A 16,408-nucleotide genomic window follows, 5' to 3' on the forward strand; every position below is an offset into this window, starting at 1 on the left:
GTCTCCAGATGTTCTTGATTTCTGCTTACGTACGCGTCATGCCTTCGGAGGTCGCTGCGAGAAGGTCCGCTCGAACACGCCTTCCGCGATGCGGTTCTTCAGCATTTCGATAGAGCCACCAGCAATCATCCAGCCACGGATACGGCGCAGGCAGTACTCAACGATGGATTCTTGGCTGTACCCCATACCCCCCATGACTTGCAGGGCTTCGTTGGCAACCTCCCAACCGGCCTGGTTGCAAGCGAGCTTGGCCATCGCGGTGCTGTGCGCAGACGGCAGGCCGTGCTCGCCTTCCATTGCAGCGCGATAGAGCATCAGTTGTGCGGACTCCAGCTTCAGGGCCATCTCAGCGAACTTCCACTGGACGCCTTGGAAGTCACAGAGTTCGCGACCGAACTGCTTGCGAATCTTGGCGTGCTCACGAGCGATGTTGAAGCAATGGCGCCCCAGGGCCAGCGAGCGCGACGAGTTGCCCAGACGCTCGACGTTGAAGCCGGAAATTTGACGTTTGAAGCCGCCTTCACCCAAGAGAAGGTTCTCCTTCGGGATGCGACAATCTTCAAAATACAGTTGGCACCATTCTTCGCCGCTCATGAACTTCGACGGCTCGCCAACCTGGAACCCCGGTGCACCACGCTCGACCAGAACCGAACCGATACCGCCGACACCCGGACCGAATCGAACGTAGATGAGGAACAGTTCCGCCTCGGGGCTGTGGGTCGAGAAAATCTTGCTGCCGCTGATGACGTAGTGGTCACCATCCAGCTTCGCGGAAGTCTTGAGCTCCGTCACTGCGGAGCCAGCTTCCGGCTCAGTCATGCCCAGTGCGATGAGTTTCTTGCCTGCCAGGAGGTCCGGCAGGAAGCGGGCCTTCTGTTCCGGCGTGGCATATTCGACGAAGGTGCGGATGGGGCCGAAGTTGCCGGCCTGCACGATATCCGCGCTCTTGGGGCATACCAGCGCGACTTCCTGAATCGCAATGACGGCATGCATCAAGGTGCCACCTTGGCCACCATCCTCTTCAGGGAAGGCAATGCCCAACAGGCCTTGCTCGGCAAGCATCTGCGCGGCGTCCCATGGGTACTGGGCCGAATGTGCACGTTCGAGCGCACCTGCCGCCAGCTTGTCTTGGGCGAAACGGCGCACCGATTCTGCAAACGCCTGGTGCTCTTCGCTGAGTTCAAAGTTCATTGCTGTTCCTCGGGTATGGACTGTTGACAGGTGTCAGCATCGTCCATACCGGGACAGTTGTGAACTTCGCGTTTGGCGCTCAGTTAGTAGAATTTGTCATGCCAAGGTGGTCGCTCGTGGCATCGGGTCATTGCGATTCTTGGCTCAGGGGCTCTCGGCTTGTCCTGTTTCGCGGGCCACGGTGGTGAGCAACCAATCGCGGAACGCGACAATCTTCCGAGACTCTCGTTGCACCTGGGGGCGTACCAGGTAATACGCCTTGCCTCGCCGGTAAGGCAACGCAAACGGCCGTACCAGCCGTCCGGACTCGAGTTCGGGCTTCAGCATGGCCGTTTGTCCGATGGCGATTCCCATGCCGTCCAGCGCCGCTTGCCAGGTCATAACCGAACTGCCAAAGCTCATCCTCTCCGTGCCGCTTGCCACCTCACCCAGACCGGTGAAATTGAGCCACTCGTCCCAATCAGTCCGTCGGTAATGGGATACCAGCAGGCGATGTTGCAGCAACGCCTCCTTCGCTCCGCGCGCACCGCGATGGCTCTTAACGTAGGCAGGCGTACATACGGGCTCTATTTCGTCGTGAAAGAGCAGGTCGCAGCTGACGCGCGGCCAACGGCCGTCTCCGAACTGAATCGCCACGTCAGCCGGGTCGCGGTCAAAGTCAACGTCCGGGATGGCATTGTCGATACGCACCTCGATGGTCGGATGCTGCTTCTGAAAGTCAGGTAGCCGCGGGATGAGCCATTTGGCCGCGAAGGTCGTGTAAGTACGAACGCGTAACGCGCCCTGAGAAGTGCTTCGGAAAATACGTGCGGTCGCGGACGCAATAGCGTCAAATGCGGGCAACACCTCCCGCGCATAGGTCTCGCCGTGCTTGGTCAGCGTCACCCCGTGCCGTTCCCTGCGAAAGAGTTCAACCCCCAAGTACTCTTCCAACACAGCAATTTGCTTACTTACGGCTGATTGGGAAACGTGCAACTCTTGCGCCGCACCGGTCAGATTGCTTGTCCGGGCAACCGCTTCGAAGACCCGCAATGGGTTGAGGGGAGGAATACGCCGGGCCATCGCGTCCTTCGTGACAAGAAATGAGATTTTATTATACCTAGATGCGGGATTGGAAGTGGTCTTCGAGTGACGACGCCGCCTAGAATTCGCCTATATGGCAGCTCACTCCCGAGCGAGCCCCTTGGCTAAGGAAACTTACTTGTGAACAACGAACAGAAGCCGGTAATCCTCGTAACCGGTGCTGATTTGGCACAACAAGCACTCGACCTCCTGCAAGATTTCAATGTGGTCTACGCAGGCAAACAGCCAAGCGAGACCCAAGTCATTGCACTGGCCACCGAGCACAACCCGGTTGCCATCATCGCCCGCTACGGCAAAATCACGGCAGCCATGATGGACGCGGCGCCAGGTCTGAAAATAATCTCGCGCCATGGGAGTGGGGTCGACGTCGTGGACCGTGACGCGGCTGCGGCAAGGGGTATCGAGGTTCGCGCCGCCGTGGGCGCCAACGCCGCCGCCGTTGCTGAGCATGCCTGGGCGCTCATCCTGGGATGCGCCAAATCGGTGGTTCACCTCAATGCCCGGATGCGCGCCGGCCACTGGGACAAGGCGACGCACAAGACAATCGAGCTGAGCGGCCGGACCCTTGGCATCGTAGGACTCGGAGAAATCGGCCGGCGCACTGCTGTCATTGGCCTGGCCATGGGCATGAACGTGCTTGCCTATGACCCGTCCGGGAAGGCGGCTATCGAAGGCGTCAAGCTTGTCTCTCTTGATAAGCTGTACGAAGAATCCGACGTGGTGTCCCTCCATTGCCCCCTCACAGACGGGAATCGTAGGATGATTAACCGTGAAACCCTCAGTCGTTTCAAGGATGGCGCGATTTTCGTCAACACCGCGCGCGGTGGTTTGGTAGATGAAGGCGCCCTTGTGGACGCTTTGAATTCCGGCAAGCTCTATGCCGCAGGCCTGGACAGCTTCGAAGTTGAGCCTTTCGTGGCGAATCATCCGTTCTGCGAGGTTCCGAATCTCATTCTGTCGCCACATGTTGGCGGTGTCAGCGATGCGGCCTATGTGAATCTCGGATTGGCCGCAGCACGCAATGTTCTGAGTGTGGTCCCGGCACCAAGTGCAATCGCTTGAGGACAAGAAGGCCTCAGCTCATGACCAATCAGCCGCCTCGCGCAGAAGCCGCGCCAGAATTCGTGGTTCCAAAGGGAGCCACGGACTGTCATTGTCACGTCTTTGGTCCGTATGGCCTGTTTCCTCTATCCGAGGAACGCACATACACGCCGCCAGAATGTACACCTCAAACGTATCTTCATCTGCTCGATAGCTTGCACATCGAGCGCGGCGTTCTGGTACAGCCCTCTGCGCATGGGTTGGATAATCGCGCGCTTCTCAATGCGCTCGCCATGACTCCTGAATGTCTGCGCGGCGTAGCTGTCGTCGACCCCACAATCGATGAGAGCGAACTTGCAGCGCTGCATGGGAAGGGGGTCAGCGGGCTTCGGTTTAGTCGCCTCCTACACCATGGACAGCAGCGTTACAAGAATGCTGTCGATGTTGCAGAGGTGCACAAGGTCTTGCCAGCCTTGCGCAACCTTGGCATGCACGTGCAGCTTTGGGCAGACATTGACGTACTTGTAGAACTCGAGCCATTAATCCGCAAGGCCGGCGTACCGTTCGTGCTCGACCACATGGGTCGAGTAAACCCGAGTACGGGCGTGAACGACCCGCGCTTTGCGGTCCTTCTACGCCTGCTTGGTGACGGCCTGGTCTGGGTGAAGCTCACCCCGTATCGGGTTTCGAGCAACTATCCATGCTACGAGGATGTTCTGCCTTTTCACGAACGCATGTTGGAGGCTAACGAGGACCGGCTCGTCTGGGGGTCTGATTGGCCGCACGTGAACATGTCGCGGAATCTTCCGGATGCAGGGTATCTGCTGAATCTCCTTAACGCATGGACACCAAGCCGCTCCCAGCTTGAAAAGATTCTCGTCCACAATCCAGCTCGCCTATACGGCTTCTAAACCGCATCACAGATGCTGGCGTGATTCCACGCCTGTCAATGCAATGGCAAAAGGGTTGGCGTAGCTCCTACGCCAACCCTTTGACTCATTCCGCCTTCAGCAGGCCTTGACGCGCTAGCGCTGCGGCACGAGCATCTTCATCGCGCATCACCTTGTCGAATGCCTGTGCGGTCGAGGGCGAGGCGATGGACCCAAGTCCCTGTAGTCGCTTCTTGATATCCGGCTCGGCAAGAGCGCTGTTCAACGCGTTATGAAGCGACTCAAGAACATTTGGCGGTGTCTTCGCCGGCGCCATCAGCCCGGAAAGAGTCACAACCTCGAAGTCCTTCAGACCTAGTTCTCGTAGCGTTGATACTTGCGGCAGGTCAGGGGCGCGCACCTTGCTCGTCACAGCCAAAGCGCGTAGCTTGTTCGCCTTCAGGTTGGGCAGAGAGCTCGGGAGTTGGTCGATAACGGCATCAACCTGTGACCCCAGCAGGTCTGTAATCGCTGGCGCAGAACCCTTGTACGGAACAATGGTAAAGGTCGTATGCAGAGCGGCCTGGAGCTGGACAATGGCCACATGATTCGTGGTTCCGACGCCAGCGTGCCCGATTGCGACCTTCCCCGGGTTACGCTTGGCGAAATCGGCGAAGTCCTGAAACGTCTTGAAGCGACTGTTCGCGGGAACCTCCAGAACCAGCGGGGTAACAGCCATCATCCCGATGGGAGCGAAATCCGCCGGGGTGAACGTCGGCTTGCCTATCATCTTTGGTGTATAGGCATAACTTCCGTTAGCGGTCGCAAGTAGCGTGTAGCCGTCAGAGTTGGCTCGCGCCGCAGCTTCGTGCCCGATGACACCACCAGCACCCACTCGATTGTCGACCACGAAGGACTGTCCAAGCCTCTTCGACATCTCGCTCACTACCGTTCGTGTGGTCACATCAAGATTTCCGCCTGCGGCAAACGGCACAATTACCGTGACGGGCTTCGATGGATATGTTTGCGCTGACGAGCAGGTCGCGATGCAGGTCAGGGCGATTAGAGAAAGATGAGCAGCGACTGAGCGGCGCATGGGATGTGTCTCCGGCTATAAGTTGTTCCCATATTCTGCGCAATCCCATCACAAGCAAACACTTCCAAAAGCTCACCCAGGCATGAGTTTTTCTCAATATCAAGTCGTGCTGGTCGCAAATTGCTTGTCGCATCGTGCCCCGAAGCCCTCCAGCGAACCGCGCTCGATTGGTCTGCTAAGAACGACAGCAACCGAGGGAGGCCAGTCACTGCGGGGAGGAGTTGAGATGGCTAGCATGGCCTGGCGACGCTGGACCTGCTGAAGCGTGAAAGCCTGATTCAGAACGCCGCCGAACTGGCTCCCCATTTCGAGCAAGCCATTCACGGTATCTGCGGCGCAAAGCACGTCGTGGACATCCGCAACTGCGGCCTGGCCGGAGCAATCCAGCTAGCCCCGCGTGACGGTGATGCGACCATCCGCCCGTTTGAGGCTGGTCTCGCACTGTGGAAGAAGGGCTTCTACGTGCGCTTTGGCGGCGACACGCTCCAGTTCGGGCCGGCTTTCAACACAACCACCAGCGAGCTCGACACCATGTTCGACGCCGTTGGTTCTGTCATCGAGACTCTCGCCTGAGGCAATTCCGGCACTGCCCTTTTCCGCAACTACCGTCATTTTCTGGATTCAGTATGAACACCATCCCGCATTTCATTAATGGCGAGCGTGTCGTAGGCGAAGGCTGCTACTCGTCGGTCTACAACCCGTCCACCGGCGAAGTCACCGGCCAGATTGTCCTGGCTGATTCGGCTACCCTGCGACATGCCATCCTGACTGCTAAGGCTGCATTCCCAGCATGGCGCAATACACCCCCGACGAAGCGGGTACAAGTGCTGTTCCGCTTCAAGCAGTTGCTGGAGGAAAACGAAAAGGCCATCGTCGAGCTCATCAGCCAGGAACACGGCAAGACCATCGAAGATGCCGCCGGCGAACTGAAGCGCGGCATCGAAAACGTGGAATACGCGTGCGGCGCTCCCGAGCTACTGAAGGGCGAGTACAACCGAAATGTGGGCCCGAACATTGATGCCTGGAGCGACTTCCAGCCGCTGGGCGTGGTTGCCGGCATCACACCGTTCAACTTCCCGGCGATGGTGCCGCTGTGGATGTACCCTCTCGCCATCGCTTGCGGAAACACCTTCGTCCTGAAGCCGTCCGAGCGTGACCCCAGTTCGACGCTCATGATTGCCGAGCTGTTCCATAAGGCAGGCCTGCCCAAGGGCGTCCTCAATGTGGTCAACGGCGACAAGGAAGCCGTGGATGCGCTGATTGAGCATCCCGACGTCAAGGCTCTGAGCTTTGTCGGGTCAACGCCAATTGCTGAGTACATCTACTCCGAAGGTACGAAGCGCGGCAAGCGTGTACAAGCCCTGGGCGGCGCAAAGAACCATGCCGTCTTCATGCCAGACGCTGACCTGAATAGCGCCGTCAACGCGCTGATGGGCGCGGCATATGGCTCTTGCGGCGAGCGCTGCATGGCCATCTCGGTTGCAGTGTGCGTTGGCGACGAGATTGCCGACGCGCTCATCGAGAAGATTGTCCCCGCAATCCAGGCTCTGAAGATTGGCCCGGGTACTTCATGTGGCCTGGATATGGGGCCTCTGGTCACGTCCGCCGCGCTCAAACGCGTGGCCGGATACATCGCAGCCGGTGAAGCCGCCGGTGCCAAGCTACTGGTCGATGGTCGCGACTTCAAGGTGACCGGCCACGAGAATGGCTACTTCCTGGGTGGCACGCTATTCGACAACGTCAGGACGGACATGACCATCTATAAGGATGAGATTTTCGGGCCGGTATTGTGCATCGTGCGCGTCAAGAGTCTGGAGCAAGCGATGCAGCTCATCAACGCTCACGAGTATGGTAACGGCACGTGCATCTTCACGCGCGATGGCGAGTCGGCTCGCATCTTCTGCGATGAAATCGAAGTGGGCATGGTCGGTGTCAATGTACCGCTGCCGGTGCCCGTGGCCTACCACAGCTTCGGTGGCTGGAAGCGTTCCCTGTTTGGCGACCTTCATGCCTACGGTCCGGATGGCGTGCGTTTCTACACCCGCCGCAAGGCAATCACCCAACGCTGGCCGAAACGCGAGATTATCGAGAAGGTGCAGTTCGCGTTTCCGAGCAACAGCTAGCGCGTAGGAGGCGGAGCTGGGGCCGCAAGGCCCTTGTCTCGCCTCCCCCGGTTGCCCGCGCAAGCACTATACGGCTCGCCGGCTAACGAACTTCTTGACGGAGCTTGTAAGCGGCATCGTTGTGGCCGTGGGACATCCTCATCAGCAGCAAGCCATAGAAGTCATTGTTCTAGCGGTGGTGTCATGGGAACGTCGAGCGCTTACTACCTGGCCAAGGCCAGGTATGGAAGTCACACTGCTCGACCGGCAGAACGCTCCGGCACAAGAAGCGAGTTTCGCAATGCGGGCCAGCTTTCCACATGGAGGAGCGCATCAACCGACCGAGGCTAGCATCGGATGTGGGGTCACTACACGCGCCCGTTTTCGGTGCTCTTCTCTCGGGTATGACGACGTCGTCGATGTCAACAATGGACAATCGATGACATGCTCCAACAAGGCCCCGGGTATTCCGGTTGTCGCCTGCAACCGGAGGTAGAAGCGCGTTACTTGGGACGTCATGTAGTTCCAGAGAGTCGATGACCGCAGCCCTTCGATTTTTGGCAGCAACTCCTCAATGCCCAGCTTCGCACTGCACATCGGAACCATGTATGTGAGGTAGTTCCAGTTTTCACCATTCTCTACTGCAAGCACAATTGGTACAGCCTTCGCGTCCCGCCACATTTCGATGGCTCGCCAGACTTCTGGGTCCTCCATATCCGCGAGCCAGACAATCTGTGTGCCGCCGAGTTGCACCTTAATGGTCATTATCACTGCGTCATCAAACAGTATTGCCTCAAAAAAGATGGCTGAAGGGACATCCAATGCAGGGGCACAATGCGCCTTTGATGCTGCAACTGGGCAACTCAGTGCTGGAGCGGTTCCATGTCCAGGTCCCTCTATGCCCGATTTGTATGCGTGCAGATTTCGTTTCTCCAATGTGCCTACTACCTCCAGGCGATTGTCGAATCCGTTCCTATCAAGACCTCCGGCCTTAATTTGGCTCAAGAAATCTGTGGCCAGTCGATTCATAGCTTCATTTCCCTTCTACTTGTGTTGTGCATTTCCACAGATGTGGACATCTGTGGCATCCAGGCGAGTTGTGGCCGTGCCGCAATCTATCGGGACTCGTCATGAGGCGCCGCCGACCGCCGTCATAGGTATAGCTCGATTGCGGTAGCATGACGCACTCAAAGAACTGGCGATGTAAATGGGAGTTTTATGGACTGCCGCGAAAACTCCCCAGAATGCACGGAGTTCTCGACGTGAGAACGAGCTCCTGGTGTGCGTACCAAATTCGGCATCACCTCATGCCGCGTGCATATGTGTTCGCGCATCGCTCAAAGAACTAGCTGGCGATTGACGATTTCTACTGGGCATATCAGCTGAACACTGACGTGCTCAGTCTGGAGCCATACCTTGTCTTACTCGACCCTCGGCAAGGCATTGGTTCGCCTGAATCTCAACGGCGCATCGAGGCTTGGCTTGCCGAAGTGAACAGTGCGGACGGAGGCTAGCCTTCAGTTTGACGCCACTTCCATCGTGATTCGGAAACTGCGTCAGCCAGGAGATGGTGTTTCTGTTGCAGCATTGACGCAGCGTATTGTGACAACCGGCAATAGTTTGCCTCTTGTCGATTTCTGGGGTTAAGAGGAATAATATCGCCGGTTGTTGCTGGGGCAGTCGAAGGTGGACGGCGATGTGAAGACGGCGAACAATACCCAAAGGCATCGAATCCGGTCGAGATTGATGAGGAGCTAGGGTAGTGCTTGAAGACGCTCCAGGTACACCGGAACCTGGACCAAGCCGCGCACGCTGAGAGGGCGGGTACGGGCGCTCGAACCTTGCGGAATCTCGAGAGTTGTCGCGGCTCGTCGCTGCGCACTATTATCCTGATTGCTCGCACCCTAGACCTCAGAGACGCGTATTCGCGATACCTTTAGCATCAGCCGTAAAGGCCTCCGTCGGAGCCAGCTGCGGCTCAGGTCAGCGTCAAGGGCAGCCTCTATCGTTCCGCAAAAGCGGCGGCGACCATTGCAACCTGCTCAACCTTCCCACGCGACAGCGCCTTGAGCGGGGTAGTGTTGCCCAGCGACGCCTTAGGTGTCGTGAAGAACTGCCATTTGCTCCATCCAGGCAGACTCCCCAGCAACTGCGTGACCTTCGCGAGTGTCTTGCGGTCCACGTCAGCGGCCAGATAAAAGGCCGGATAGTACTGAGCTGCTCCGACGTCGACCGTGAAGATTCGCCCCGAGGCGACAGCCTTGTTGACGGCTTGTCTTGTCATATCCAGGCCTTCCCAGACCTTCGCGGCGGGCAGCAGCTTGCCTGAGTCGACCAGCGCCTGCCGTTCAGGCAAGGAGCGGCACTTGAAATCGAACGGGTCGCTGTTCTCAGCCGTGTGCGATACGGCCGTCTTTCCGCGCTCAGACCTTTTTGACTTCCTGGCGGCGGACGCCTCGCGGCCGAATGTTACCTGCCCGGCGAGGTCAATGACCTGCGAAATGCCGAGCTTGAACAGGCGCCCAAGTTGCTCATCCGGCAGCCCAAGCAGTGCCTTGGCCTTGTCTGGCCCGAGCATGGTCGCAGCGCCAACGGCACTACGCAGCGCCTCTTCGGCCTCAATACTAAGAGGCACCACATGGGCCTTGATGGTAGCGGCCTGGGTCATCATCGGCTCCTCGGGCAGCGTGAAACCCAGCATAAATCGACATTGCAACCACGTCAACTATGTCAACCTAATGCAGCCGAGAGAATGCCTCCAGTAAAAGGAGGTCTTGTCTCGGTAACTACACCATATTGAGGCTCACTGGCAAGCCATCCGAATGGAAAACGGCCAAGAGCATCGTATCGTGCTCTGGCGGGGTACGCCTGAGCTGTGTTTCAGCCCGTGCAAGCTAGGCATAATACATTTCGGAAGAGCTTTATTACCTTGGGAAGCACTTTATTCCCGCTGAAAGTACTTTATTCCCTTGGAAGGACTTTATTCCCCGAGGTCACCCGCCCCCTTCTCCTATACTGCATCCGTCTCTTCATACGGCAGTGAACTATGGAATATGCTCCTGGCATCAGCCAGCTTGCAGGGCTGCTGGCTGATCCTGGCCGGGCGGCCATGCTCTGGGCGCTGATGGATGGCAGCGCGCGGCCGGCGGGCGAACTTGCATTGATCGCCGGGCTGTCCGCGTCGTCGACCAGCGGACACCTGTCCCGCCTCTCCGAGGGCGGCCTGCTGGCCGTGGAAACGCGCGGGCGCAACCGGTACTACCGGCTGGCTACGCCCGAGATTGGTGTTGCGATCGAGGCACTGGCCACCGCGTCGCTGGCCAGCCAGCCGCCGCGCATGCGCGCGGTGCCGGTATCGCGCACCGCACCGCCCGCCCTGAAACAGGCCCGCACGTGCTACGACCACCTGGCCGGGGAACTTGCCGTGGGTCTTTTCGAACGAATGTCGCAGGCAGGCTGGCTCGCGGTAGACGGTACGCGGGTGGACCTGACCGGAGACGGTGCACAGGCGATGGGGCGGCTCGGCATTGACCTGGACGCGGCACGGCGCAAGAGGCGCCAGTTCGCGTGTACGTGCCCGGACTGGAGTGAGCGCAAGCCTCATCTTGGCGGCGCGCTTGGCGCGGCATTACTGCAGGCGATGCTGACGCGCGGCTGGGTCGAACCTACAATCACGTCGCGCGCGTTGCGCGTGACGCCACGCGGGCAACGCGAGATTGGGAAGGTGGCAGCCAATTAGCGCCACGGAGGGACGCACGGAGGACAGCATATGGCAATTGAACTGGACGATGACGCGCAGGACGCCGTAAGCCGGCTGTTCGCGCTGATCAATCTTGGCGACACGCAGCAGACCTCGCGGCATTGCACGCTGTTCGAGGAAGCGATGGAAGACGCCGAGGAAGACGAGGCCGACGCGGAAACGCTGCTCTACCAGATCAAGGAAATCATTGACTGGGAATCGGGCTTCTACGTCGACTGGAAGGATGCCGAATCATTCATCGGCTGCCTGAACCAGTTGTGCGAGCGCATCGACTTCGAGATCGACTGGGGCACCGACGATACCGAGGACGAAGACTTCCTCGAAGGCACCAGTGTGCCCGAGCTGATGGAACTTGCCGCCGACCAGTTGCGCGTGGCGGGCTATACGCTCTGGAATTGGGACACGGGCGGCGACGCCTACGCCGGCTGGATCACGCGCAGCGAGGATGACGACGAGATGCTGGAGATCGCCGATACGCTGGGCTTCGACGTGCGCAGCGGCGACCAGCCGTATTGATGCCGGCGGATTGCCGCGTCCGCCGGTTTGACCGCTTCGAGCGCTTCAGTCCAGCGTGATGACGGTGGGCATGCCATCGTCACCCTGTTCGCCTTGCTCACGTTCGTCACGCTGGTCACGTTCGTCACGTCGGTCACGTTCGGCATCAATGTCGACCCCGGCCACCGACGCCGTCACGCGCGGGACCGGCCGGCGCGTATCGGGCACGCCAAGCGTTTCCTCCAGCGCGTCCAGGAAAGCGCGTACGCTGGCCGGCATCAGCTTGCGCGCCGGCATCAGCACGTACACCTTGAGCGGCGACGACGTATAGCCAGGCAGCACCCGCACCAACTGGCCCTGCACAAGCTGCTCGTGCACGAAGCGTGGCGACAGGCGCGTCACGCCCAGGCCGTCCACCGCTGCCTTGATCCGCACCTCCGCGTTGTGCGTGCAGATGCGCGGCTCCACGTCCATGGCGAACGTTTCCACGCGATCGCGCAGGAATTCCCACCGAACGTCGTCCAGGTTGCCAATTGTCGGCCAGCCCTGCAGATCCTGCGGCGTGCGCGGCAGCCCGCGTTCGCGGATCAGTGACGGCGCCGCATAGAACGCGCGTTCGATCAGCACCACGCGCTTGCTGGCGAACGAGCTGTCATGCAGGCCCGTATCGGTCATCACAAAAGCCAGGTCGTAGCCGTGGCGGATCAGGTCGGGCTGGTCCCAGCTCACATCAATCTGCAGGCGCAGCGACGGATGCAGCTTGAGCAGACGGTTCAGCGTGGGGGAAAGGTGCTGGGAGCCAACCTCATAGGGTGTGGCGATGCGCAGCGTGCCGCTGACTTCCTCGCTGACGGAGGCGGCCTCCGCGCTGATCTCGCGCAGTTCGCCAAACAGCGGCGCAACACGGTCATACAGTTGCTGGCCACGCTGGGTCACGCGCACGCGGCGCGTGGTGCGCTCGAACAGCCGCACGCCAAGCTGTCCTTCCAGCCGGGCCACCGCGGCGCTGGCCGATGACTTCGGGACTTCGGCCAGTTCGGCCCCCTGTGTGAAGCCGCCCCCTTCCACCACACGGCAGAAGATTTCCCAGTCCTTCCAGTCAATCGATTTCATTGCGCACCTTGCTGACACAAACATCGGGAAAACCCCTACCCGATGGAGCGCGATTGTCCCACACTACGAACAATGGTGGAGCCCATGTCCGCAGTGTGGATATTTCATCGGCGTGACAACGCCATATCGCGTGACCACCGCCTCACTCACATGCGCTGGGGAAACAATGTATTGAGAATCGCTCTCATTGTGGGATAGCATTCCTGTCGTCGCCCCTGGTGGGCTCATGTCGGAGAAGTCAATGCGCAAGATTGCCGCTTTTTTGGTTGCCGGAGTGTTCTCGACCGCCTCATTCGCCGGTGCCAACTGCACGAAGCATCCCAAGTCCGAATGGATGCCGGAAGCCGACGCGAAGGCCAAGATCCAGGAGCAGGGCTACACCATCAAGAAGTTCAAGGTCGATGGCAACTGCTATGAAATCTATGGCACGAACAAGGACGGCAAGAAGGCGGAGATCTACTTTGACACCAAGACGCTGGACATCGTCAAATCCGAAATCGGTAGCTGATCATGCCTGCACCTGCGGATCGGGTACATGCCCCTGACACGATTCGCGTCTGGGACGTGGTCGTGCGCTTCACGCACTGGAGCGTGGCGGCCATCGTCCTGTTCGACCTGATCCAGGATTCCGGCGACCGGGTTCATCGCACGCTCGGCTACATCGCCGCGGGACTGGTGCTGTTCCGCATCGTGTGGGGCTTCATCGGCAGCCAGCACGCGCGGTTCAGTACGTGGCTGCCCCGCCCTGCTGCCGTGCGCGACTACAGCAAGGCGCTGGCTGCGGGCCGCGCGCCGCGCTATGTCAGCCATACGCCGCTGGGTGCAGTAGGCATGCTGGCGATGTGGGCGCTGATCCTTTCACTGGCGGTCACGGGCTGGATCTCGCGCCTTGACCCGTTCTGGGGCGAGGACTGGCCGATCGACATCCATCACTGGCTTGCCAACACGTTGCTGGCGGTGGTCATCGTGCACGTGATTGCCGCGATTGGCATGAGCATCAAGGGCAAGGAAAACCTGATTGCCGCGATGATCACCGGCCGCAAGCCGCGCGAGACCCGGCAGTAGAGACACAGGCAACCGCCACTAGCCCCGTGCCGCGCAATGCCGCACCTCACGGGCGAACTGGGCGCAGGCGTGCGTCATCAGGTCTTCGGATCGATACACAAGAAAAACCTGGAAGTCCGGCAGATCGTCAAGAATGGAAAGCCGCACGAGCGCCTCGGGATCGAGCTTGAGCGGCCCGCCGGTTCCTTCGAACACGAAGTTGGACCAGACGCTGATCAGATCGGTTTTCGTTGCCAGTTGCAGGCCAAGCAGGTTCGATCCGCTCTGGACGATGCGCCTGGGCATCTCCAGCCGGTGCAGACGCATCAGGCTGGCCAGCGGGCTGCCGGGGTCGTCCAGCGGGTCGAGCGTGAGCCAGTCGGCATCGAGCAACGCACGCAGCCTGCGCGCCCGCCGCAGCGGATGCCCGGGGCGCACTGCCAATCCCATCCCCACCGAGAACAGCGGCTCCCACTGCATCGCGCCCCCGCCCGGGCCACTGTTGGTGGATATCAGGCCCAGGTCGAGCCGGCCTTCGCGCAATCCCTCCAGAATCTGCTGCGGCCGCAACTCGAACGCGCGCAATGTCACGTTTGGATAGCGCTGCCGGTACGCTGCCATCGCATTCGGCAACGGGCCGCTGGAGGCCACCGCCGTGAAGCCGATATGGAGCTGCCCTTCGGCATGCCCGCGTATCGACTCGATATCCTCCAGCGCATGGCGTAACTCCTGTTCGACGACCGTGGCGCGCCGCACCAGCGCCACGCCGTAGGACGTGAGACTCACGCCGCGCACCGAGCGCGACAGCAGCGTGACGCCAAGTTCCCGCTCAAGCTCGCTGATCGCCTTCGAAAGTGCCGGCTGCGAGATATGCAGGCTCCGCGCGGCCTCATGGATGCTGCCGTGCTGGGCCACAGCCAGCAGCACGCGCAGTTGTTGCAGCTTCATCGATCCTCCTTCGATCACCGATGTACCAATCCGCCCAATGCGCCCTCAATACGCCCGTGCCTGGTGCATGCGCGCGGGACGTGCACCGAAAGCCGTGCACGCCACCTGCCGATTGCGGCAATTGCGGCGCGTAGGTACTAGTCCTGATGGTGCGCACGGACTGATGCTGTCGGTGATTCCATTTCGTTATCAGCATGAAAATATATGATTTTCAGCTGCGCGTGTTTGCCTGAATACTGCATCGCCAGGGGCCAGTCCCCTTGCGATGGATGTCGGCACCGCCGGCTTCCACGATCCCTGCAAACCCAGTTCGTGGAGCCCCCCGACATGAACGACGCAACCTTCACCGCCGGCACGCCGCTCGCCAACCCGCAGCATCCTGCCCAGGTCACGCAGCCCGTGCCGCCCGCACATCCCGTGCGCCAGCGCAGCCAGGTCCGGCTGATTGCAGCGTGCTCGATAGGCAATGCGCTGGAGATGTTCGACTTCACGGTCTACAGCTTCTTCGCGCTGCTGATTGGCAAGCTGTTCTTTCCTTCGGATAGCGCATACGGCTCGCTGCTGCTGGCCGTGGCCACGTTCGGAATCGGATTCGTGATGCGTCCGCTCGGCGGTGTGGTGATCGGCAACTATGCCGACCGCCGCGGACGCAAGGCCGCCATGACGCTGACGATCGGCATGATGGTGGCCGGTACGCTGTGCATCGCACTGGCGCCAACCTACGCCACCGCAGGCGTGCTTGGATCAATGACGATCGTGGCAGGCAGGCTGCTGCAGGGCTTCTCGCTCGGCGGCGAGATTGGCGCGTCGACCGCCATGCTGATGGAAGGCGGCGAGGTCCGTAGCCGTGGCTGGCGCGTGAGCTGGCAGATCGGCAGCCAGGGCATCTCGGCACTGATCGGTGCGGCCACGGGCGCCACGCTGTATGCGGTGCTGCCTGCCTCCGCGCTGGAAAGCTGGGGCTGGCGGGTACCGTTCCTGCTCGGCCTGCTGATCGCGCCGGTGGGGCTGTATATCCGCGCCAATCTCGATGAAACGCACGAGGCCGACGCGCATGCGCCGAGCCCGGTCGGGGAACTGTTCCGCCGCCATGCCGGCAAGGTCGTCAAGGGCATCCTGGCCACCACCGCCGGCACGGCAACGATGTACCTGGTGGTGTTCTTCATGCCGACGTACATGATCCGTGTGCTGCATATGCCGGCATCGCTGTCGTTTCTGTCCGGCTGCGTCACCGGTGTCACGCTGCTCGTGGTGTCGCTCGTCGCGGGCCGGCTGGCGGACCGCCTCACCTATCGCAAGCCGCTGGTCGCAGGGTCCCTGCTGTTCAGCCTGATCGCCGTGTATCCGGCGTTCTGGCTCATGAACACCTATCCGAGCGTGCCGCTGGTGCTGTGCCTTTCCGCGCTGCTCACCGCCAGCATCAACCTTGGCACCACGCCGATGTTCCTGATGATGCTGGAGATGCTGCCGGCGGGCGTGCGCGCCACGGGACTGTCAGTGATCTACAGCGTTGGCGTGACCGTCTTTGGCGGTTCGTCCCAGTTCATCGTCACCTGGCTGCTGGCCAAGACCGGCAACCCGATGGCGCCTGCGTTCTACATGATCGCGTGCTGCGTGCTCGCGCTGGTCGCCGTATTGCGCATCACTGAAACCCGCGAACACTGAA

The 16,408-nt window shown here is 60.3% G+C and carries 16 protein-coding genes; 9 read left to right on the forward strand and 7 right to left on the reverse strand.

Translation table 11 applies throughout. The annotated features are described in order from the left end of the window. Nucleotides 1-36: 36 nt before the first annotated feature. Entirely contained in the window at nt 37-1,191 is a 1,155-nt protein-coding gene (locus B552_RS0116925) for an acyl-CoA dehydrogenase (RefSeq protein ID WP_019450233.1), read from the reverse strand. Between the two features lie 144 nt (nt 1,192-1,335). Next, complete coding sequence (gene gcvA / locus B552_RS0116930) at nt 1,336-2,253, reverse strand: transcriptional regulator GcvA (protein WP_035879957.1); 918 nt, start codon at nt 2,251-2,253, stop codon at nt 1,336-1,338. A gap of 141 nt (nt 2,254-2,394) precedes the next feature. Between gcvA and B552_RS0116935 the strand changes: the two genes are divergently transcribed. Both B552_RS0116935 and B552_RS0116940 read left to right on the forward strand, forming a co-directional pair. Then, on the forward strand, nt 2,395-3,336 hold the full coding sequence (locus B552_RS0116935; RefSeq protein WP_019450235.1) for a hydroxyacid dehydrogenase: 942 nt from the start codon (nt 2,395-2,397) through the stop codon (nt 3,334-3,336). 20 nt (nt 3,337-3,356) lie between these two features. Further along, nucleotides 3,357-4,226: an amidohydrolase family protein gene (locus B552_RS0116940; RefSeq protein WP_026035752.1), complete on the forward strand. Its 870-nt coding sequence runs from the start codon at nt 3,357-3,359 to the stop codon at nt 4,224-4,226. A gap of 85 nt (nt 4,227-4,311) precedes the next feature. Here the strand turns inward: B552_RS0116940 and B552_RS0116945 are convergent, their stop codons facing one another. Next, nucleotides 4,312-5,280 carry a tripartite tricarboxylate transporter substrate binding protein gene (locus B552_RS0116945; protein ID WP_026035753.1) on the reverse strand — a complete coding sequence of 323 codons (969 nt, stop codon included), beginning with the start codon at nt 5,278-5,280 and terminating at the stop codon, nt 4,312-4,314. 348 nt (nt 5,281-5,628) lie between these two features. Here B552_RS0116945 and B552_RS0116950 point away from each other — a divergent pair, with 348 nt between their 5' ends. Beyond that, nucleotides 5,629-5,853 (forward strand): hypothetical protein, encoded by a 225-nt coding sequence (locus B552_RS0116950; RefSeq protein ID WP_019450240.1) that lies wholly within the window; start codon nt 5,629-5,631, stop codon nt 5,851-5,853. A gap of 53 nt (nt 5,854-5,906) precedes the next feature. Then, nucleotides 5,907-7,403, forward strand: coding sequence for a CoA-acylating methylmalonate-semialdehyde dehydrogenase (locus B552_RS0116955; RefSeq protein WP_019450241.1), 1,497 nt, complete (start codon nt 5,907-5,909; stop codon nt 7,401-7,403). A gap of 312 nt (nt 7,404-7,715) precedes the next feature. Here the strand turns inward: B552_RS0116955 and B552_RS0116960 are convergent, their stop codons facing one another. Both B552_RS0116960 and B552_RS0116970 read right to left on the reverse strand, forming a co-directional pair. Next, a complete protein-coding gene (locus B552_RS0116960; protein WP_157160278.1) occupies nt 7,716-8,411 on the reverse strand; it encodes a hypothetical protein in 696 nt (231 codons plus the stop codon). Nucleotides 8,412-9,384: 973 nt separating this feature from the next. Continuing rightward, complete coding sequence (locus B552_RS0116970; RefSeq protein ID WP_019450243.1) at nt 9,385-10,083, reverse strand: hypothetical protein; 699 nt, start codon at nt 10,081-10,083, stop codon at nt 9,385-9,387. 345 nt (nt 10,084-10,428) lie between these two features. On the opposite strand from B552_RS0116970, the gene B552_RS0116975 reads away from it, so the two are divergent. Together B552_RS0116975 and B552_RS0116980 are read left to right on the forward strand one after the other, a co-directional pair. Further along, nucleotides 10,429-11,121, forward strand: coding sequence for a helix-turn-helix transcriptional regulator (locus tag B552_RS0116975; RefSeq protein ID WP_019450244.1), 693 nt, complete (start codon nt 10,429-10,431; stop codon nt 11,119-11,121). A 30-nt stretch (nt 11,122-11,151) separates the two neighbouring features. Next, on the forward strand, nt 11,152-11,658 hold the full coding sequence (locus tag B552_RS0116980) for a hypothetical protein (protein ID WP_019450245.1): 507 nt from the start codon (nt 11,152-11,154) through the stop codon (nt 11,656-11,658). 45 nt (nt 11,659-11,703) lie between these two features. Here the strand turns inward: B552_RS0116980 and B552_RS0116985 are convergent, their stop codons facing one another. Then, nucleotides 11,704-12,750, reverse strand: a complete 1,047-nt coding sequence (locus B552_RS0116985) for a LysR family transcriptional regulator (RefSeq protein ID WP_019450246.1) — start codon at nt 12,748-12,750, stop codon at nt 11,704-11,706. Nucleotides 12,751-12,991: 241 nt separating this feature from the next. On the opposite strand from B552_RS0116985, the gene B552_RS0116990 reads away from it, so the two are divergent. Both B552_RS0116990 and B552_RS0116995 read left to right on the forward strand, forming a co-directional pair. Continuing rightward, nucleotides 12,992-13,258 carry a PepSY domain-containing protein gene (locus tag B552_RS0116990; protein WP_019450247.1) on the forward strand — a complete coding sequence of 89 codons (267 nt, stop codon included), beginning with the start codon at nt 12,992-12,994 and terminating at the stop codon, nt 13,256-13,258. Nucleotides 13,259-13,260: 2 nt separating this feature from the next. After that, on the forward strand, nt 13,261-13,815 hold the full coding sequence (locus B552_RS0116995) for a cytochrome b/b6 domain-containing protein (RefSeq protein ID WP_019450248.1): 555 nt from the start codon (nt 13,261-13,263) through the stop codon (nt 13,813-13,815). Between the two features lie 18 nt (nt 13,816-13,833). Here B552_RS0116995 and B552_RS0117000 read toward each other — a convergent pair whose 3' ends face one another. Beyond that, on the reverse strand, nt 13,834-14,742 hold the full coding sequence (locus B552_RS0117000; protein WP_019450249.1) for a LysR family transcriptional regulator: 909 nt from the start codon (nt 14,740-14,742) through the stop codon (nt 13,834-13,836). A gap of 327 nt (nt 14,743-15,069) precedes the next feature. Between B552_RS0117000 and B552_RS0117005 the strand changes: the two genes are divergently transcribed. Further along, nucleotides 15,070-16,407 carry an MFS transporter gene (locus B552_RS0117005; protein WP_019450250.1) on the forward strand — a complete coding sequence of 446 codons (1,338 nt, stop codon included), beginning with the start codon at nt 15,070-15,072 and terminating at the stop codon, nt 16,405-16,407. Nucleotide 16,408 lies beyond the last annotated feature (1 nt).

Origin of the sequence: Cupriavidus sp. BIS7 (assembly GCF_000292345.1) — a bacterium.
Classification (GTDB): Bacteria; Pseudomonadota; Gammaproteobacteria; order Burkholderiales; family Burkholderiaceae; genus Cupriavidus.